The sequence below is a fragment of the Methylobacterium sp. J-088 genome (assembly GCF_022829295.1).
Taxonomy (GTDB): Bacteria; Pseudomonadota; Alphaproteobacteria; order Rhizobiales; family Beijerinckiaceae; genus Methylobacterium.
On the sequence record NZ_JAKSYH010000012.1, the window covers coordinates 1 to 15970 of the forward strand.

13 protein-coding genes and 1 pseudogene are annotated in these 15970 nt (G+C 67.1%); 6 read left to right on the plus strand and 8 right to left on the minus strand.

Translation table 11 applies throughout. The features are described from left to right. The 3 genes from MKK63_RS00240 to MKK63_RS00250 all read right to left on the minus strand — a co-directional run. On the minus strand, positions 1 to 855 hold an 855-nt coding region (locus MKK63_RS00240), incomplete at its 3' end, for a molybdopterin-dependent oxidoreductase (RefSeq protein ID WP_243997597.1). 65 nt (positions 856 to 920) lie between these two features. Further along, a complete protein-coding gene (locus tag MKK63_RS00245; protein ID WP_243997598.1) occupies positions 921 to 2279 on the minus strand; it encodes an MFS transporter in 1359 nt (452 codons plus the stop codon). Between the two features lie 101 nt (positions 2280 to 2380). Continuing rightward, entirely contained in the window at positions 2381 to 4075 is a 1695-nt protein-coding gene (locus tag MKK63_RS00250; protein WP_243997600.1) for a GMC family oxidoreductase, read from the minus strand. A gap of 126 nt (positions 4076 to 4201) precedes the next feature. On the opposite strand from MKK63_RS00250, the gene MKK63_RS00255 reads away from it, so the two are divergent. Further along, positions 4202 to 5230: a histone deacetylase family protein gene (locus MKK63_RS00255; protein WP_243997602.1), complete on the plus strand. Its 1029-nt coding sequence runs from the start codon at positions 4202 to 4204 to the stop codon at positions 5228 to 5230. 16 nt (positions 5231 to 5246) lie between these two features. Here MKK63_RS00255 and MKK63_RS00260 read toward each other — a convergent pair whose 3' ends face one another. The 4 genes from MKK63_RS00260 to MKK63_RS00275 all read right to left on the minus strand — a co-directional run bounded on the left by MKK63_RS00260 (position 5247) and on the right by MKK63_RS00275 (position 10107). Continuing rightward, positions 5247 to 6164, minus strand: coding sequence for a succinate--CoA ligase subunit alpha (locus tag MKK63_RS00260; RefSeq protein ID WP_243997604.1), 918 nt, complete (start codon positions 6162 to 6164; stop codon positions 5247 to 5249). Beyond that, positions 6161 to 7288, minus strand: coding sequence for a succinate--CoA ligase subunit beta (locus MKK63_RS00265; protein WP_243997606.1), 1128 nt, complete (start codon positions 7286 to 7288; stop codon positions 6161 to 6163). Before MKK63_RS00265 ends, MKK63_RS00260 begins: the two co-directional genes overlap by 4 nt. After that, positions 7285 to 8718: an acylating sulfoacetaldehyde dehydrogenase gene (gene sauS, locus MKK63_RS00270; RefSeq protein WP_313901723.1), complete on the minus strand. Its 1434-nt coding sequence runs from the start codon at positions 8716 to 8718 to the stop codon at positions 7285 to 7287. Before sauS ends, MKK63_RS00265 begins: the two co-directional genes overlap by 4 nt. Before the next feature lie 84 nt (positions 8719 to 8802). Then, entirely contained in the window at positions 8803 to 10107 is a 1305-nt protein-coding gene (locus MKK63_RS00275) for an MFS transporter (RefSeq protein ID WP_243997610.1), read from the minus strand. Positions 10108 to 10364: 257 nt separating this feature from the next. Here MKK63_RS00275 and MKK63_RS00280 point away from each other — a divergent pair, with 257 nt between their 5' ends. Together MKK63_RS00280 and MKK63_RS00285 are read left to right on the plus strand one after the other, a co-directional pair. Then, entirely contained in the window at positions 10365 to 11204 is an 840-nt protein-coding gene (locus MKK63_RS00280) for a LysR substrate-binding domain-containing protein (protein WP_243997613.1), read from the plus strand. A gap of 118 nt (positions 11205 to 11322) precedes the next feature. Further along, entirely contained in the window at positions 11323 to 11535 is a 213-nt protein-coding gene (locus tag MKK63_RS00285; RefSeq protein ID WP_243997615.1) for a hypothetical protein, read from the plus strand. 121 nt (positions 11536 to 11656) lie between these two features. Here MKK63_RS00285 and xsc read toward each other — a convergent pair whose 3' ends face one another. Then, entirely contained in the window at positions 11657 to 13435 is a 1779-nt protein-coding gene (gene xsc / locus MKK63_RS00290) for a sulfoacetaldehyde acetyltransferase (protein ID WP_243997617.1), read from the minus strand. 213 nt (positions 13436 to 13648) lie between these two features. Here xsc and MKK63_RS00295 point away from each other — a divergent pair, with 213 nt between their 5' ends. From MKK63_RS00295 to MKK63_RS00305, 3 genes and pseudogenes are all read left to right on the plus strand, one after another. Next, positions 13649 to 14410 carry an IclR family transcriptional regulator gene (locus MKK63_RS00295; protein ID WP_243997618.1) on the plus strand — a complete coding sequence of 254 codons (762 nt, stop codon included), beginning with the start codon at positions 13649 to 13651 and terminating at the stop codon, positions 14408 to 14410. Between the two features lie 23 nt (positions 14411 to 14433). After that, entirely contained in the window at positions 14434 to 15363 is a 930-nt protein-coding gene (locus MKK63_RS00300; RefSeq protein WP_409564454.1) for a bifunctional enoyl-CoA hydratase/phosphate acetyltransferase, read from the plus strand. A 183-nt stretch (positions 15364 to 15546) separates the two neighbouring features. After that, positions 15547 to 15729 (plus strand): annotated as a pseudogene (locus MKK63_RS00305) (integrase core domain-containing protein); the annotation flags it as partial. Between the last annotated feature and the right edge of the window lie 241 nt (positions 15730 to 15970).

Below are 15970 nucleotides of genomic sequence, written 5' to 3' on the forward strand. Positions count from 1 at the left end.
GGTCCTGTCGGGCGCCTTGCCGGGCTCGGTGCAGGCACAGGCATTGTCGGGGATGCGGTAGGCGCTCTTCATCCAGAAGCCCTCGAAGGGCGTGTCGAGCACCGTGATGGCGTTGAGGTGCTTGACCCAGTAGGTGCCGTAATAGCCCGGCACCACGAGGCGCAGCGGGAAGCCGTTGAGCCAGGGCAGGTCCTGCCCGTTCATGCCCCAGGCCAGCAGGACCTCGCCGTCGTTCGCGTGGTCGAGGGGGAGCGCCTTGGCGAAGTCGGGGGTCTCGGGCAGGACCGGCCCGTCGAGGCCGCCGAACGAGACCTGCACGGCCCCGGCCTTCACCCCGGCCCTGTCGAGGACGCTCTTGAGCGGCACGCCGGTCCAGCGGGCGCAGCCCATGGCGCCGTTGGCGAGCTGGCCGCCGGCGATCCGCGGCGCGAAGAAGCCCCGGGAATTGCCCGAGCACTGGTTGACCGCCGCGATCTCGGTGCGCCCCGGCAGGGCCTGGATCTCCGCGAGGGACAGGTCGAGGGGCCGCTCGACATGGCCCGTGACCGCGACGCGGAACGCCTGCGGGTCGATCTCGGTGGGGATGTCGGCGAGGTGGTAGCGAACGAAGAACGCGTCGTTGGGGGTGATGGCGCCCTCGTCGAACACCGCGAACGGCGTCTCCAGTTGCGGCGGGCGGGCCGTCATCTGCAGGAGCGGGCGCTTGCCCGGATAGGCCACGAGCGGCCGCGCGCCGTTGCCGAAGGGCAGCATCACCTCCTCGATGGCAACGGCTGGGCGCAAGCCCAAGGCTGCTGCAGACAGAGCCAGTCCGCCGCCTACCAGGATATCGCGCCGCTTGGGTGCAGGAGCCATTACGTCCTCCGTTCTATCACGGCGGCCGGAAGGCCCGGCCGCCGGCTTCAGTCCGGGTCGGTCCGTCAGGCGACCTGTGGGTATCCCGCCGGGCGGCCCGGCGCTTCCTGGATCATGCGTCGGCGGTGGATCCGGCCGATCCAGATCGCGGAGGCGGCGCTGACCAGACCGGAGAGGGCGCAGTATCCGCACACGAGCCAAGGGTTGTTCGGCCCAGAATATTGCAGCAGAGCCGTCGCGATGATCGGTGTCAGGCCGCTCGCGAAGATTCCCGAGAACTGGTAGACAAACGAGATTCCCGTATACCGCACCCGTGCCGAAAACAGCTCCGAGAACAACGCCGCCTCGGGACCATAGACGGCCGCGTAGAGGATCCCGAACGGGATGATGATCGCGAACCAAATCGCGCGGATACTGTCCGGATACGACACGAACACCCAGAAGGCCGGGAAGGCCGCGAGACCGGCGATCACCGAGCCCCAGGCATAGACCTGCGTGCGGCCGAGGCGGTCGGAGAGCCAGCCGAAGAAGGGGATTGTCGCGCACATCACCACCGCCGCGGCGGTGACGCCGAGCAGCGCCTCGGTCCGTGGCACCTTCAGGGTCTGCGTCAGGTAGCCGATGGCGAAGACGGCGAAGATGTTGAACACCACGCCGTCGACCATGCGCGCGCCCATGCCGGCCATGACCTCGGCCGGATAGCCCTTGATCATCGATACGAACGGGATATCCGCCTCGCGGTTGGCCTGCTTGACCTTGGCGAATTCGGGCGTCTCCATCACGTTCAAGCGGATATACGCGCCGACCGCCACGAGGACGACGCTGAGCAGGAACGCGACCCGCCAGCCATAGGCCAGGAATTGCTCCTCGTTCAGGGTGTAGGACAGAAGCGCCACCACGCCAGAGGCGAGGCACAGGCCGAGCGAGAGGCCGATCTGCGGGATGCTGGCATAGAAGCCGCGCTTGTCCTCCGGCGCGTATTCGAAGGCCATCAGCACCGCTCCGCCCCATTCGCCGCCGAGGCCGATGCCCTGGACCACCCGCAGCAGCAGGAGCAGGATCGGCGCCGCAAGGCCGATCTGGGAGTAGGTCGGCACGATGCCGACGAGGAAGGTCGCCACGCCCATCAGCATCAGGGTGATGACGAGCATGCTCTTGCGGCCGATACGGTCGCCGAAATGTCCGAAGATCACGCCGCCGAGCGGCCGCGCAATGAAGCCGACGGCGAAGGTCGCGTAGGCGAGCAGCGTCGAAACGAGGGGGTCGCTAACTGGGAAATACAGCTTGTTGAAGACGATGCCGGCGACGACCCCATAGAGGAAGAAGTCGTACCACTCGATCGTCGCGCCGATAAGAGATGCGATCACGACCTGACCGATCCCTCCCCTGGCCGATTGTTCTGAGCGCCGCTCCAGATACGACATTGGCACCTCCTCACTAAGTCTCGTCTTGGGTGTTAGGGCGAAGTCCTCACATCGCGGGTGCCTTCACCGGGCACCTCTTGAAGTCCCGTTGGCCGTGACCTTCAGAGATGTGCCGGATCCGGCGCCAGCATCCCGCGCGGGGTGGCCGTGCGCACCTGAACGGTCTCCCGCACCTCGGCGAGGATCAGGTCGGAGGCCTTCTCGGCGATCATCACCACCGGCGCGTTGGTATTACCGGAGACCAGCGTCGGCATAATCGAGCAATCGACCACTCGCAGGCCGTCCATTCCGCGAACCCGCAGGGCGGGATCCACCACCGCCATCGGATCTGTGCCCATCTTGCAGGTGCCGGAGGGGTGGAAGATCGTCGCGCCCGCGTTCCGGGCGAAGTCGAGGAACCCGGCATCGTCGGTGACGCCCGGTCCCGGTTTCTCCTCCGAGAGGATCAGCGGGCGCAGGGCCTGCGTCTCGGCGAGCCGCCGGGCGAACTTGATGCCCTCGACGGTGCAGCGCCGGTCGGTCTCGGTTGCGAGGTAGTTTGCGCGCATCACCGGCGGCGCGAGGGGGTCGGTGCTGCGCAGGGTGACAGTGCCCCGGGATTCCGGCCGCAACTGGCAGACCGAGAAGGTGCAGCCGGACCAGGGATGCGGCTGCCCGCCTGCCATGTCCGCCGAGAGGGTGGCGAAATGGAACTGGATATCGGGCGTGCCCGGCCCCGGCATGACCCGGGTGAACAGCCCACCCTGGTTGATGCCCACCGCCAGCGGACCGCTGCGGGTGAAAAGCCAGCGCAGTCCGATCCGCGCCTTGCCGGCGATGTTGCGCAGATCGTCGTTGGTCGTAATCGGCTTGGCCAGCCGGTAGATCAGCCGGACCTGCAGGTGGTCCTGCAAATTTTTGCCGACGCCGGGCAAGTCGTGCCGCACCGGGATGCCGTGCGGCCGCAACGCGGCCTCCGGGCCGATGCCGGAGAGGAGCAGCAATTGCGGGCTCTGAAGGGCACCCGCCGCGAGGATTACTTCCCGCGCCGCACGGATCTCGACGTCGCGGCCGTGCTGGGCGACCCGCACGCCCACGGCGCGCTTTCCCTCTAGGATCAGGCCGGTGGCGTGCGCATCGGTCTCGACGCGGAGGTTCGGGCGCCCCTTGGCCGGGCGCAGATAGGCCACCGCCGTGCTGCAGCGCAGGCCGTTGCGGGTGAAGAGCTGATAATAGCCCACCCCTTCCTGATCGCCGCCGTTGAAATCGTCCGTGCGGCGGACACCGAGCTCCCCGGCACCGTCGATGATCCGCTCGATCAGTTCGTGCTTGTGGCGGATGTCGGAGCACCAGAGCGGGCCGTCGCCCCCGTGGGTGGCGTTGGCGCCGCGCGTGTTGTGCTCGCTGCGGATGAAGTACGGTAGCACATCGCGCCAGGACCAGCCCTCGTTCCCGAGATCGGCCCAGTGGTTGTAATCCTCGGCCTGCCCGCGCACGAAGATCAGCCCGTTGATCGAGCTCGATCCGCCGAGCGTCCGACCGCGCGGCCAGTAGATCGCTCGGCCGTTCATCGACGGCTCCGGTTCGGTGGAGAAGCCCCAGTTCAGTGTCTTGTGGACCATCGTCTTCCCGTAGCCGATGGGAAGGTGAATCCAGGGGGAGGTGTCGCGCGGGCCGGCTTCCAGCAGCACGACCCGATGGCGTCCGTCCGCCGAGAGGCGGTTTGCGAGGACGCAACCCGCCGTACCGCCGCCCACCACAACGTAATCGCATTCGACGCGCTCAGGCGCGTCTGCAGAATGATAGCGTTTCCTCAAGATTATCTCCGTCACGAGCGTTTGTCTCGAAAAACGGTACGTTATGTTCTATTTGATGAGAGGATGTTGAGTGTGTCAATATGTTCACCGTAAATTCGGTGAGACAGATCCGGCGAGTAGCAAGGCATGCAGGCGTTCCACCACTGCGACAGCCTCCGGCACGATCCTGACCGCTACTTCCGGTGCGGCGCGATCATCAGCCATCCCGAGCAAGTCGAGCGGTACCGCCTCCTGCTTGAGGCAACGCAGGATGGGGGGCACCTCCTGCGCGAGGCCGGCGATGCAGGGCTCGACCCGATCCTCGCCGTGCACGATGCGGGCTACGTCGCCTTCCTGCGGGATGTCTGGGAGCGCCGGGCTGAGTTGCCCGGCATTGAGGACGAGATCCTGACGGGCCACTTCGCCCGGCCGCAGATGCACCGTCGGCCGGAGGGGCTGCTCGGGTTGATCGGCCTCTACACCGCCGACACATCGACGCCGGTGCGGGCTGGGACGTGGGCGGCAGTCTACGGTTCGGCTCAGGTGGCAATCGCCGCCGCGGACGCCGCTTTGAGCGAGTCGCACGCCTACGCCCTGTGCCGGCCGCCGGGGCACCATGCCTATGCCGATTCGGCTGGAGGGTTCTGCTACTTTAACAACAGCGCCATCGCCGCCGAACGCCTGTGCGCCACCACCGGCGGCAGGGTCGCGATTCTCGATATCGACGTCCACCACGGCAACGGCACGCAGGGCATCTTCTATGGGCGGGGCGACGTGCTGACCGTCTCGGTCCATGCCGACCCGGCCGATTACTTTCCCTACTTTGCGGGCTATGCCGACGAGACCGGCGCGGGGCCGGGCGAAGGCTTCAACCGCAACCTTCCCCTGCCGCAGGGATCGGGCGATGCAGCCTGGCTCGCGGCGATCCGTGAGGGGTTGTCTGCCATCGCTGCCATCACGCCCACCGCCCTTGTCGTGGCCCTGGGGCTCGATGCCTCGGCGGACGATCCGATCGGAGCGCTCAAGGTGACAACGCGGGGCTTTCAGGAGGCCGCGGCGCTGATCGCCGACGCCAAACTGCCCACCGCCATCGTGCAGGAGGGCGGCTACCTGTGCCCCGCCCTCCCCCGCAACCTCGCCGCGTTCCTCGCCGGGTTCGACGGCAGGCGGACGTGAACGCCGTGTCTTCCCCTCACTTCCCCGCGTGAAGGGCAAACCCGGCGGCTGCCGGCACCGGGTGCCCGAGGGCGCACCGGAGCAGTTCCGGGAGTTCACCCGGCGTGTCCGCGACGGCGACGCCCGCCGCCTCCAGGGCCGCGCGCTTGCCCGCGTAGCTGCCGCGATCCCCGGAGACGATGGCGCCAGCATGACCCATCTTCTTGCCAGGGGGAGAGGCCCGGCCAGCGATGAAGGACACGACAGGCTTGCTCATCCCGGCGGCGTATTCGGCCGCTGCCTCCTCCATCGCCCCGCCGATCTCGCCGACGAGGACCACGGCGCGGGTTCGCTCGTCCCGCTCGAGGGCCATCAGCGCATCGCGGGTGGTGGTGCCGATCATCGGATCGCCGCCGATGCCGAGGAAGGCTGACTGGCCGTAGCCCGCCCGCGTCAGGTTCAGGCAGACCAGCGTCCCAAGGCTGCCGCTGCGGGAGATCACGCCGATCTCGCCGGGTTGGAAGATGTTCGGGTTGTGCCCCGGCATGATTCCGACGAAGCCGTCGCCCGGCGTCACCACCCCGGCGGTGTTCGGGCCGACGATCCACGTGCCGTGGGCGCGGGCCGCGTGATGGACGGCCAGTACGTCCCGCATGGGGATGTGCTCGGTCAGCACCACGAGAGTCTTCGTCCCTGCCTCGATGGCGTCTATGGCGGCGGCCTTCGCGGCGGCGGGGGGGATGAACATCACCGCCCAGTCGAAGGGCGTGCCGGCCATGGCCTCCCGCGCTGTGGCGTAGACCGGAAGACCGAGATGCTCTTCCCCTGCCCGCTTCGGGTTGACACCGGCCACGACCTGCGTGCCGCAACCGAGCATCTTCTCCGTCCAGAAGCTTCCTTGCTTGCCGGTGAGCCCCTGCACGAGGACGCGTGCGTTCTGGCGATAGATGGTCATCGGGCTGCCTCCACCGCGGCCTGCACCGCGTCCTCCATCAGGTCGTAGGGCTCGACCCCGAGCCCCTCGCGCACAAGGCGCACAGCCTCGTCCTCGCCGGTACCGTGGATCGAGAAGAAGACCGGCACCTCGGGGTTGAGGCGCTTCCAAGCGGTGACGACGCCCTCGGCCATCACGTCGGTGCGGGCGAAGGCACCGCAGAAATTGACGACGAGGCTCTTCACGCCGGGATTGGCCAGCACGAGCTTCAGCGCCGCCTCCGATTTGGTGTAGGCCTCCCCGCCGATCTCCAGGAAGTTTGCTGGGCGGCCGCCGCAATGGCTGATGACGTCCATCGTCGTCATGGTCAGCCCGGCGCCGTTCGCCAGTACGCCGACATTGCCGTCGAGCTGGATGAACTTCAGACCCTGCTCCGCGCCCTCCCGTTCGAGGGCACTCATCGGTTCGGGCGAGGCAGCAGTGGCGAGGTCCGAATTCCGGAATGCCGCCGAATCGTCGAGGGTGAGCTTGCAATCGAGGGCGACGACGCGGCCGTCCTCCAAGAACGCCAGCGGATTGATCTCGATCAGCTCCGCATCGACGCTGCCGCCCACCCGGTAGAGGGCGGGCAGGATCGCCTCGATGTGCGCCCGCGCCGGGCCGAGATCGAGCCCGTCCAGGAGGGCGCGGGCCGCCTGTTTATCGAAACCCAGGTCGAGGTCGACCCGGTGGCGGCGGAGCGCGTCGGGCCGCGTGGCCGCGACCTCCTCGATATCCATGCCCCCCTCGGTGGAGAACAGCACGAGGGGGGTCCGGCTCTCCGTATCGGTGAGGATTGCCGCGTAGAATTCCCTGGCGATGGCTGCGCGCTCTTCGAGCAGCACCGACTCGACCCGGTGCCCGTCGATGGTCATGCCGAGGATGGCGGACGCCACCTTGCGCGCCTCGTCCGGGTTCATGGCGGCGCGGATGCCGCCCGCCTTGCCGCGCTTGCCGGTGGGGACCTGCGCCTTGATCATGCAGGGGCCGAGTTCGGCTGCCGCGACGGCGGCGTCCTCGGCGGTCAGGCAATGAATGGCCCTGGGAACGGGGATGCCGGCGGGCGCCAGCACCCGTGCCTTGGCGACGTGTTCGAGGAAGTTCATCGCGCGCGCTCCCGATAGCCGATCTTGTTCCAATGGGGGCCGAACAGGTCTTCCTCGCTGGGTTTGTCTTCGGGGATCGGGGTCACGAGGTGGGTGATGTTGAGGAAGTGGCGGTAGCTCAGGTTCTCGGAGATGCTGTTCTTCTGCCAGGAGCCGCAGCCCATACTGAGGGTGAAGCCGAGGCCGGAATTGAATCCGCCGCCATTGCCGAAGGTGTGGGCGAAGTTGACCAGCACCCGGACCACGTCGAGGTATTCGGCCAGCTCGCGGGCGCGATCCATGTTCGTGGTGTGGATGCCGCAGGAATGGCCTTTGCCCTGGTGGTCGAGGATCGCCGCGACCGTCTTCTTGGCATCAGCAAAGTCCTTCGCCCGGTAGACGGTGAGGACCAGGGCGAGCTTCTCGCCGGAGAACGGTGCCCCGCGGCCGATCTCGGTCTCCTCCACGAGGAAGTATTGTTTGGCGGCAGCCGCCTCGGGCAACTCGAAGGCCCTAGCCAGCACCGGGGCATCGCGGGCGATCAGATCCCGGTTGAGCTTGCCGCGTACCCAGAGGCGTTCGGCGATGCGCTGCTTCTCCTGCGGCGTGCAGAGATAGGCGCCGGCCCGCTCTAGGGCGGCGATGGCCTGTTCGTAGACCGCGTCCACGATGACCACCGCGTTTTCAGAGGAGCAGGAAGTCGAGTTGTCGAAGATCTTCGAATCCCGGATCCGCGCGGCGGCGGCGTCGAGGTCGGCGGTTTCGTCGATCACGACCGGCACGTTGCCGGCGCCGACGCCGATGGCCGGCGTCCCGCTCGAATAGGCCCGGCGGACATTGTCCTGCGAGCCTGTGACCACGACGAGGTCGCAGGCTCGCATCATCGCCGCGGTCGAATCCTTCGTGACCGGGGCGGGCAGGATCTGCACGAGGTCGGCGGGAAGCTCGATCGCCTCGAGTTCGGCGCGCATCAGCTCCACCACGCGGGCGGTGGTGCGATAGCCGAGCGGCGACGGCGCGATGACGATGGCGTTGCGGCCCTTGATCGCCATCATCGCCTTGTTGACCGGCGTGGCACCTGGGTTGGTCGAGGGCGTCACCGCTCCGATGACCCCCATCGGCTTGGCGTATTTCACGAGGCCGTGGGCCTCGTCGCGCTCGATGACACCCACTGACTTGCCGCGCAGCAGGTCGCGAAGGGTGCCGAAGGTCTTGCGCTGCTTCTTGACGATCTTGTCCGCGACGTTGCCGAGGCTCGTATCGGCCACGGCGAGTTCTGCGATCTCGCGGGCATGCTCGGGCTTGTAGAGAGCCCAGGCGAGGGCGCGGACGGCGGCGTCGGCCTGTTCCTGATCCACGTTCGCGAAGAGCGCCTGAGCGGTCCGTGCCCGCTCCATCGTCTCGGCGACGGGATCGTGGACGGCCAAATCGTCCGGTTTGGCGAGGGGCATGATAGCGGCAGGCGACATGTCGCGCTCCTTCAGATGTCGAGGGCGTTTCGGGTCGAAGCGGGTCGGCCGGAGGGCCTGGTCCGGTCAGGCGATTGGCCTGACCGGGACGGGATGGCTGAGGACGAGGTCGTCCTGGGGCGCGTCCACGAAGGGTTCGTCCGGCCGCATCCGCAGGGCGAGGCCGGCGCCTGCGAGGAGGAGCCCGAGCGAAGCCATGAAGGGCAGGTCCCACCGGCCGGTCATGTCGATGATCAGCCCGAACACGACCGGGGAGATCATGCCCGCGAGGCCGAAGCCGAAGTTCATGAAGCCGGAGGCCGTGCCCGAATAGTGGGGCGCGATATCCATGGGCACCGCCCAGATCGGCGCGACGATCAGCTCGGCGAAGAAGAACGCGCCGGAGAGGCAGAGGGTGATAATCAGGAGGTCGGTGGTGAACAGCACCGGCAGCATGAAGGCGAAGGCCCCGAGGAAGCCGACGACGATGACGCTGACCCGAGCTTTCGCCACGTCACCCGTGCGCCGGAGGATCCGGTCGCTGACGACGCCCCCCACCGTGTCCCCGACGACGCCCGCGAAGAACACGCCTGAGGCGAAGATCGCGGATTTCTTGATGTCGAGATGGTGCTGGTGGAGGAAGTACGAGGGAATCCAGTTCAGGAACAGCCAGAGGGTCCAGCCGTAGCAGAAGTCGGTGAGTGTCACAGGCAGCATCCGGCGGAGCAGACGGCCCCACGGCACCGCCCGGCGCTCGCCCGCGATCTTCACCGGCGGCAGGACGGCGAGCTCCTCGCCGGTGACGCCCCGGTGATCCCGGGGATCGTCGCGGAAGTAGAACCACCACAGGCCGACCCAGGCGAAGCTGATCAGGCCGATGATGATGAAGCTGTCGCGCCAGGACAGGGCCACGATCAGCAGGGCGATGAGCGGCGGCGTCAGGGCGTTGCCGAGCCGGGCGGCGGCATGGGTGATGCCCTGCGCGAAGCCCCGCCGGTCGGCGGCCATCCAGTTGGCCAGAGCCCGGGTCGCCGTCGGGAAGGCGGAGCCCTCGCCGATGCCGAGGAGGAAGCGGGCCGCGACGAGGGACATCGCCCCCTCCACGAAGCCGATCATCACCGTGGCGGCGGACCAGATCGCACCACAGATCAGGAGCGTCTTGCGCGGGCCGAGGCGATCGCCGAGCCAGCCGCCCGCAATCTGGAAGAAGGCGTACGGGTAGGCGAAGGCCGAGAAGGCGAGGCCCAACTCGACGTTGGTCAGGCCCAGTTCTTTCTGCATGACCGGAGCGGCCGTGCCGATATTCACCCGATCGATATAAGTGATCAAGTACATCAGGCAGATGACGAACAGGACCCTGTCCGTCGCCTTGAAGCGTACGAGCCGTAGCATTCCGCCCTCCTGAAAGGGGGCGCTCGGGCTTCCTCGATTCGACCGCATGCGACGGCGTGCGGGTCACGAGAACCCGGCGTCCTTCCTGCGTTTCCACCGTGAGCGGCGCGGGGGCATCGGGTCTCAAGCCCGACTTTTTGGTCCCTCACGATCCGATGAGGGCACGCTAACCATTGCGTGACCGCTGGAGAAATATATTCTCTTCATCCCGATCATTCAGAAAATTGATCGATATGATTCCGGATCTTGAGATTCCGTTGCTCAGAACGTTCGTGGCGGTTCACGATACCGGGAGCATCACGCTGGCCGGAAAGCAGGTCGGGCGGACGCAGCCCGCGATCACCCACCAGATGCACCGGCTGGAGCGGGCCCTGGGCCGGCCCCTGTTCGACGGAGAGCGGCGGCACGGGGCACTGACCCGCGACGGGGAGGTGCTCCTGGCCTATGCCCGCAAGCTTCTCGCCCTCAACGACGAGATCCGCGACCGGTTCGGAGGACCCGACATCGCTGGCCGGGTGCGGCTCGGCGTGCCGGACCTCTACGCCGCCTTCCTGCTGCCCTCGGTGCTCGCGGGCTTCGCCCGGGTCTATCCGCACGTGGAGATCGAGCTGCGCTGCTCGCGCAGCCACCAGCTCCGCGCCGCCCTCGTCCGCGAGGAGATCGACCTCGCGCTCATGACCAAGCAGCCGGATCAGGAGGGTGGCGTCATTGTGCGGGAGGAGCCCCTGGTCTGGGTAGCGGCGCGGGATTTCTACATCGCCGCGCAAGCGCCCCTGCCGCTGGCCCTCCTCCCCCCAGGCAGCCTTTACCGCCAATGCGCCCTCGACGCCCTGAGCCAGACCGACCGGAGCTGGACGATCACGGCGGTGAGCGACAGCATCGCCGGGCTTCAAGCGGCGGTCCATGCGGGACTGGCCGTGTCGATCTTCCCGCAATGCGCGGTGGATGGCGAGATCCGCCACCTTGCCGCCGCGAGCGGCTTGCCGGACCTGCCGGCGCTCCGGATCGTATTGCAGCGCAAGGCGGGCGAAATCTCAGCGGCCGTGGAACATCTGGCTCAATATATTCTCTCGGAGCTCGGCAACATCGGCGACTGACGCCTCAACCCTGCTTGCCAAGCAACCCGGCAATGCGGCAGCGCGACGCGATTGTTTTTGCAGTGCAGCAGACTAGCTGCTAGTTCACATCCGTGACGTGTCGAGCACTGCGGCTGCCATGAACCACCTCGAACGCGCGCGCGACATCCTGCCGATCCTCGCTGCGCTCTATGCCATGATGATGGTGGCTAACTCCCACGCCCCCCCCCGTCCCACGCTTCCCGCCGCCACGGGCATCGACGCGGACCGCGTGGTCGCAGGGCTCAAGTGGCACATGCTCGAGATCGCCCGGAACGAGCGGAACGAGGCCCTGCTGTTTCCGGGTAACTGACGCGCCGCGTCGGTGACATCCCGGCCGTCCTGGCGAATGCCGTGACGCGATCCGGGGCGGCGGGTTGCGTCCCGGATCGCTTCGCGTTGCCCGCGGTGACGGGCGAGGGTGACTTCGACGATCAGACCGGCGGGTGCTGCGGTCGCATGTCCGCCTTCTCGATGCCGGCGATCGGGACGGGCTTCTTCATGGCATCCCGGCGGAAGGGTTCGCCGAGTTCCTGGTTCAGGATCACCTCGATGAACGTGGTCACGCCGCGCGACTGATCCTCGCCGGCCTGCTGAATGGCTTGGGTCAGGTCCCGGGTGTTGTCCACCCGCGCGCCCCTGAAGCCGCAGCCTTCGGCGATCTTCGCGTAGCTGAGCTTAGGGTCGAGTTCGGTGCCGACGAAGTTGTTGTCGTACCAGAGGACGGTGTTCCGCTTCTCCGCCCCCCACTGATAGTTGCGGAAGATCACCATCGTGATCGCCGGCCACTCGTCCCGGCCGATGGAGGTCATCTCGTTCATCGAGATGCCGAAGGCGCCATCCCCCGCGAAGCCAAAGACGGGGGTGTCGGGCTGGCCGATCTTGGCCCCGACGATCGAAGGGAAGGCGTAGCCGCAGGGGCCGAACATGCCGGGCGCGAGGTATTTCCGGCTGCGCTCGAAGCTCGGATAGGCGTTGCCGATGGCGCAGTTGTTGCCGATGTCGGTGGACATGATCGCGTCCCGCGGCATGCCGCCCTGGATCGCCCGCCAGGCCTGGCGGGGGGACATCCGGTCGCTGTCCCGCTCCTGCGCCTCCCGGTTCCAGGTCGTGCCCGGATCGTCGTCTTCGTGGTCGAGGGAGGTGAGGGCCTGGGCCCAGGCGGACTTCGTCTGGTGGATGAGCCCCCGGCGCTCCTCGCGGCCGGCATTTCCGGCCTCCGAGGTGAGCTGTTCCAGAAGTTGCCGGGCGACCTGCCGCGCGTCGCCGCAGATACCGACGGTGATCGGCTTCGTCAGGCCGATCCGATCCGGGTTGATGTCGACCTGGATGATCTTGGCCTGTTTCGGCCAGTAATCGATGCCGTAGCCCGGCAGGGTGGAGAACGGGTTGAGGCGGGTGCCCAGGGCCAGCACGACATCGGCCTTGGCGATCAGCTCCATCGCGGCCTTCGACCCGTTATAGCCGAGGGGCCCCACGGCGAGCGGGTGGCTGCCGGGGAACGAATCGTTGTGCTGATAGCCGGAGCAGACCGGCGCATCGAGGCGCTCGGCGATGGCCGCCGTCTCGCGCACGGCATCGCCGATCACCACTCCGGCCCCCGCGAGGATGACCGGGAACTTCGCCGCGGAGAGGATCTCGGCGGCATCCGCGATCGCCTGCCGACCGCCGGCCGGGCGCTCCAGCCGCACGATCTGCGGGAGCGGCACGTCGATAACCTGGGTCCAGAAGTCCCGGGGGATGTTGATCTGCGCCGGAGCGCAGCCGCGCCAGGCCTTCTCGATCACACGGTTGAGGACCTCGGCGACACGGGTGGGGTCGCGCACTTCCTCCTGGTAGCAGACCATGTCCTTGAACAGGGCCATCTGTTCCACTTCCTGGAACCCGCCCTGGCCGATGGTCTTGTTTGCCGCCTGCGGCGACACCAGCAGCATCGGCGTGTGGTTCCAGTAGGCGGTCTTCATCGCGGTGACGAAGCCGGTGACGCCGGGGCCGTTCTGGGCGATGGCCATGGCTATCTTGCCCGTTGCGCGGGTGTAGCCGTCGCAGATCAGGCCGGCATTCGTTTCGTGGGCGCAATCCCAGAAGGTGATGCCGGCCTTCGGGAAGAGATCCGAAACCGGCATCATGGCAGATCCGATGATGCCGAAGGCATGTTCGATGCCGTGCATCTGCAGCACCTTCACAAAAGCTTCTTCCGTGGACATCCTCATGGCGCACCCTCCTGGTGTTTGCCCGCATCGGCCCCGCCGGGCCCCCTGCGATCCCCTGTTCCGGAGCGTTTTGCGAGCGGACCGTGGCGCTCGGACCGTCTCGATCCGGTAGCCGCTTGCAGGCCATTCATGGACCGTCACTCGCCTCCCTGCAACAGAAATCTCGTTTTTTTGCTTTCAATGTTCAGCTTTTCGGAATAAGGTTCGTTCGAGATGGAAGACACCGTTGAGTCGTCACCGGCCCTCAAGGCCTTCGGTCTCCTGGAGGCGATCGCCGCCATGGATCACGCCCCGACGCTCGCGGAACTGACGGAGGTGGCCAACCTCCCGAAGCCGACGCTGCACCGATGGCTGACAATGCTGGAAGGCGCCGAGCTGCTGCGGCGGCTGCCGGACGGGCGGCGCTACGAGCTGGCGGCACGGTCTACGGCGCTGGCCTTCGCCATCCTGTCGAACAATCCGGGGTCGATCCGCCGGCACCAGATCCTGCAAGGGGTCGTCCGCGACCTCGGGGAATCTTGCAACCTCACGCTGCTTCAGGGTGGCGAGGTCATGTATCTCGACCGCGTGGAGGCGTCCCTGCCCCTGCGGGTGGCGTTCCAGAAGGGTTCCCGCGTGCCGGTCCATTGCTCGGCGAGCGGCAAGCTCTTCATGGCCCTGATGCCGCGCGGCCGGCGGGAGCGGTTGCTCACCAGCTTACCCCTCGACAAGCACACCGCCAACACGATCACCGATCCCGCCGCCCTCGATGCCGAGCTGCAGCAGATCAAGCGCCAGGGCTATGCGCTCGACGACGAGGAATTCCTCACCGGCCTGTTCTGCATCGCTGTGCCGATCTTCGACCGGGACGGTCGCGATTGTATGGCGGCGCTGGCCCTCCAGGCTCCGGTGGTCCGCCTGTGGCGGGAGAACGCCCCGGACCGTTTGCCTGCGCTCCGTACCGCCGCGTCGGCGCTGGCCGCGACGCTCAACTGACACCCCGGGAGATTCCCATGGACATGACCCGCGTCGCGCCTTCGTATCCCAGGATGGACGACCTCGCGCATCGGGCCAGGGCAGCCGGGGCGGTTCGGGTCGGCGTGGTCTATCCGTGCGAGACGGGGGCCCTGGCGGCGGCCCTCGAAGCGGCCAACCTCGGCTATATCGATCCGGTGCTGATCGGGCCCACTGCCTTGATCCGCCGGGTGGCCTCCGAGGCCGGGCTAGACCTGACGGACCGGGAGATCGTGGACGCGCCCGACCCGCACTCGGCCGCCCGGCGGGGCGTCGCCCTGGCGGGAGACGGATCACTTGGTGCGCTGATGAAGGGGTCGCTTCACACCGACGAATTGCTCGGAGCCGTCGTCGCGCGCGAGAGCCCGCTGCGGATGGGTCGGCGCACGAGCCACGTCTTCTGGTTCGATTGCCCTGCCTACCACAAGCCGCTGATGCTGACCGACGCGGTGGTCAACATCGCCCCGGGCTTGATGGAGAAGGCCGACATCATTCGCAACGCCATCGACTTGTCGCATGGCCTGGGCAACGCCGCGCCGAAGGTCGCCATCCTGGCCGCGGTCGAGACCGTGAACCCGGCGCTGCCCTCCACCATCGACGCGGCGGCCCTGTGCAAGATGGCCGACCGGGGGCAGATCTTGGGGGCAGTGCTCGACGGGCCGCTGGGCTTCGACAACGCCGTGTCGCTCACCTCGGCACATACGAAGGGCATCGTCTCGCTGGTGGCGGGCGAGCCCGACATCCTCGTGGTCCCGAACCTCGATGCCGGCAACAGCCTGTACAAGTCGCTGGTCTACCTCGGCGGCGCTGCCTGCGCCGGGCTGGTGCTCGGCGCCAAGGTGCCGATCATCCTGACGAGCCGCGCCGACTCGGTCCAGGCCCGCATCGCCTCCTGCGCCCTGGCCACCCTCGCCGCCACGCCTCGGCCGCACTGACCGGCTGGCTTTGAACCGGGCTGATCGAGAAATCAGACAGGACTGGAAAAGTTGCGTATGAAGCAAGGACAGAGGCCAAGTGTGGTGCAGGTCGTGCGACACTGGGCCAGATCGAGATACAGACGGCACAAGGCAAGAGCATCGCCTCGCGCGAAGGGGGCGGATGTCCCTCCGCAAAGCTACCGCGACGATTGCGTGAGGCAAGAGATTTTCTACTTGATGAAAAACGCGCAGAACGTAATCGATCTATGGCAAAACATTTACAACCGCGCCCAACTGCATTCGTCGCGAAGCTACCGGCCGCCCGCGCCTTTCAGCTTCTTGGATTTGGCCTGCTGGCTACCAATGGCCGCTGGCATGCATTAACTTCGCAAATGATCCGGTCCAAAAGGCCGGTAAGGTCATTTCGCGACAGTCAGTGTGCGCCAGCTTTGTAAAGTGTCGCGCAGACCGCAATCCTCACGCACCACGGTACACGACTCACAAGGCTGGGAGGCGTTTTGGGCATCGATTGGCCCAGAGGGTCGCTGCGCTTTGAGGGGCATTGAGGAGATCGCCGCGTAGGGCATCGAGGCCGGTGCGGAACCAGGATTTCCCGCGCCGCCCA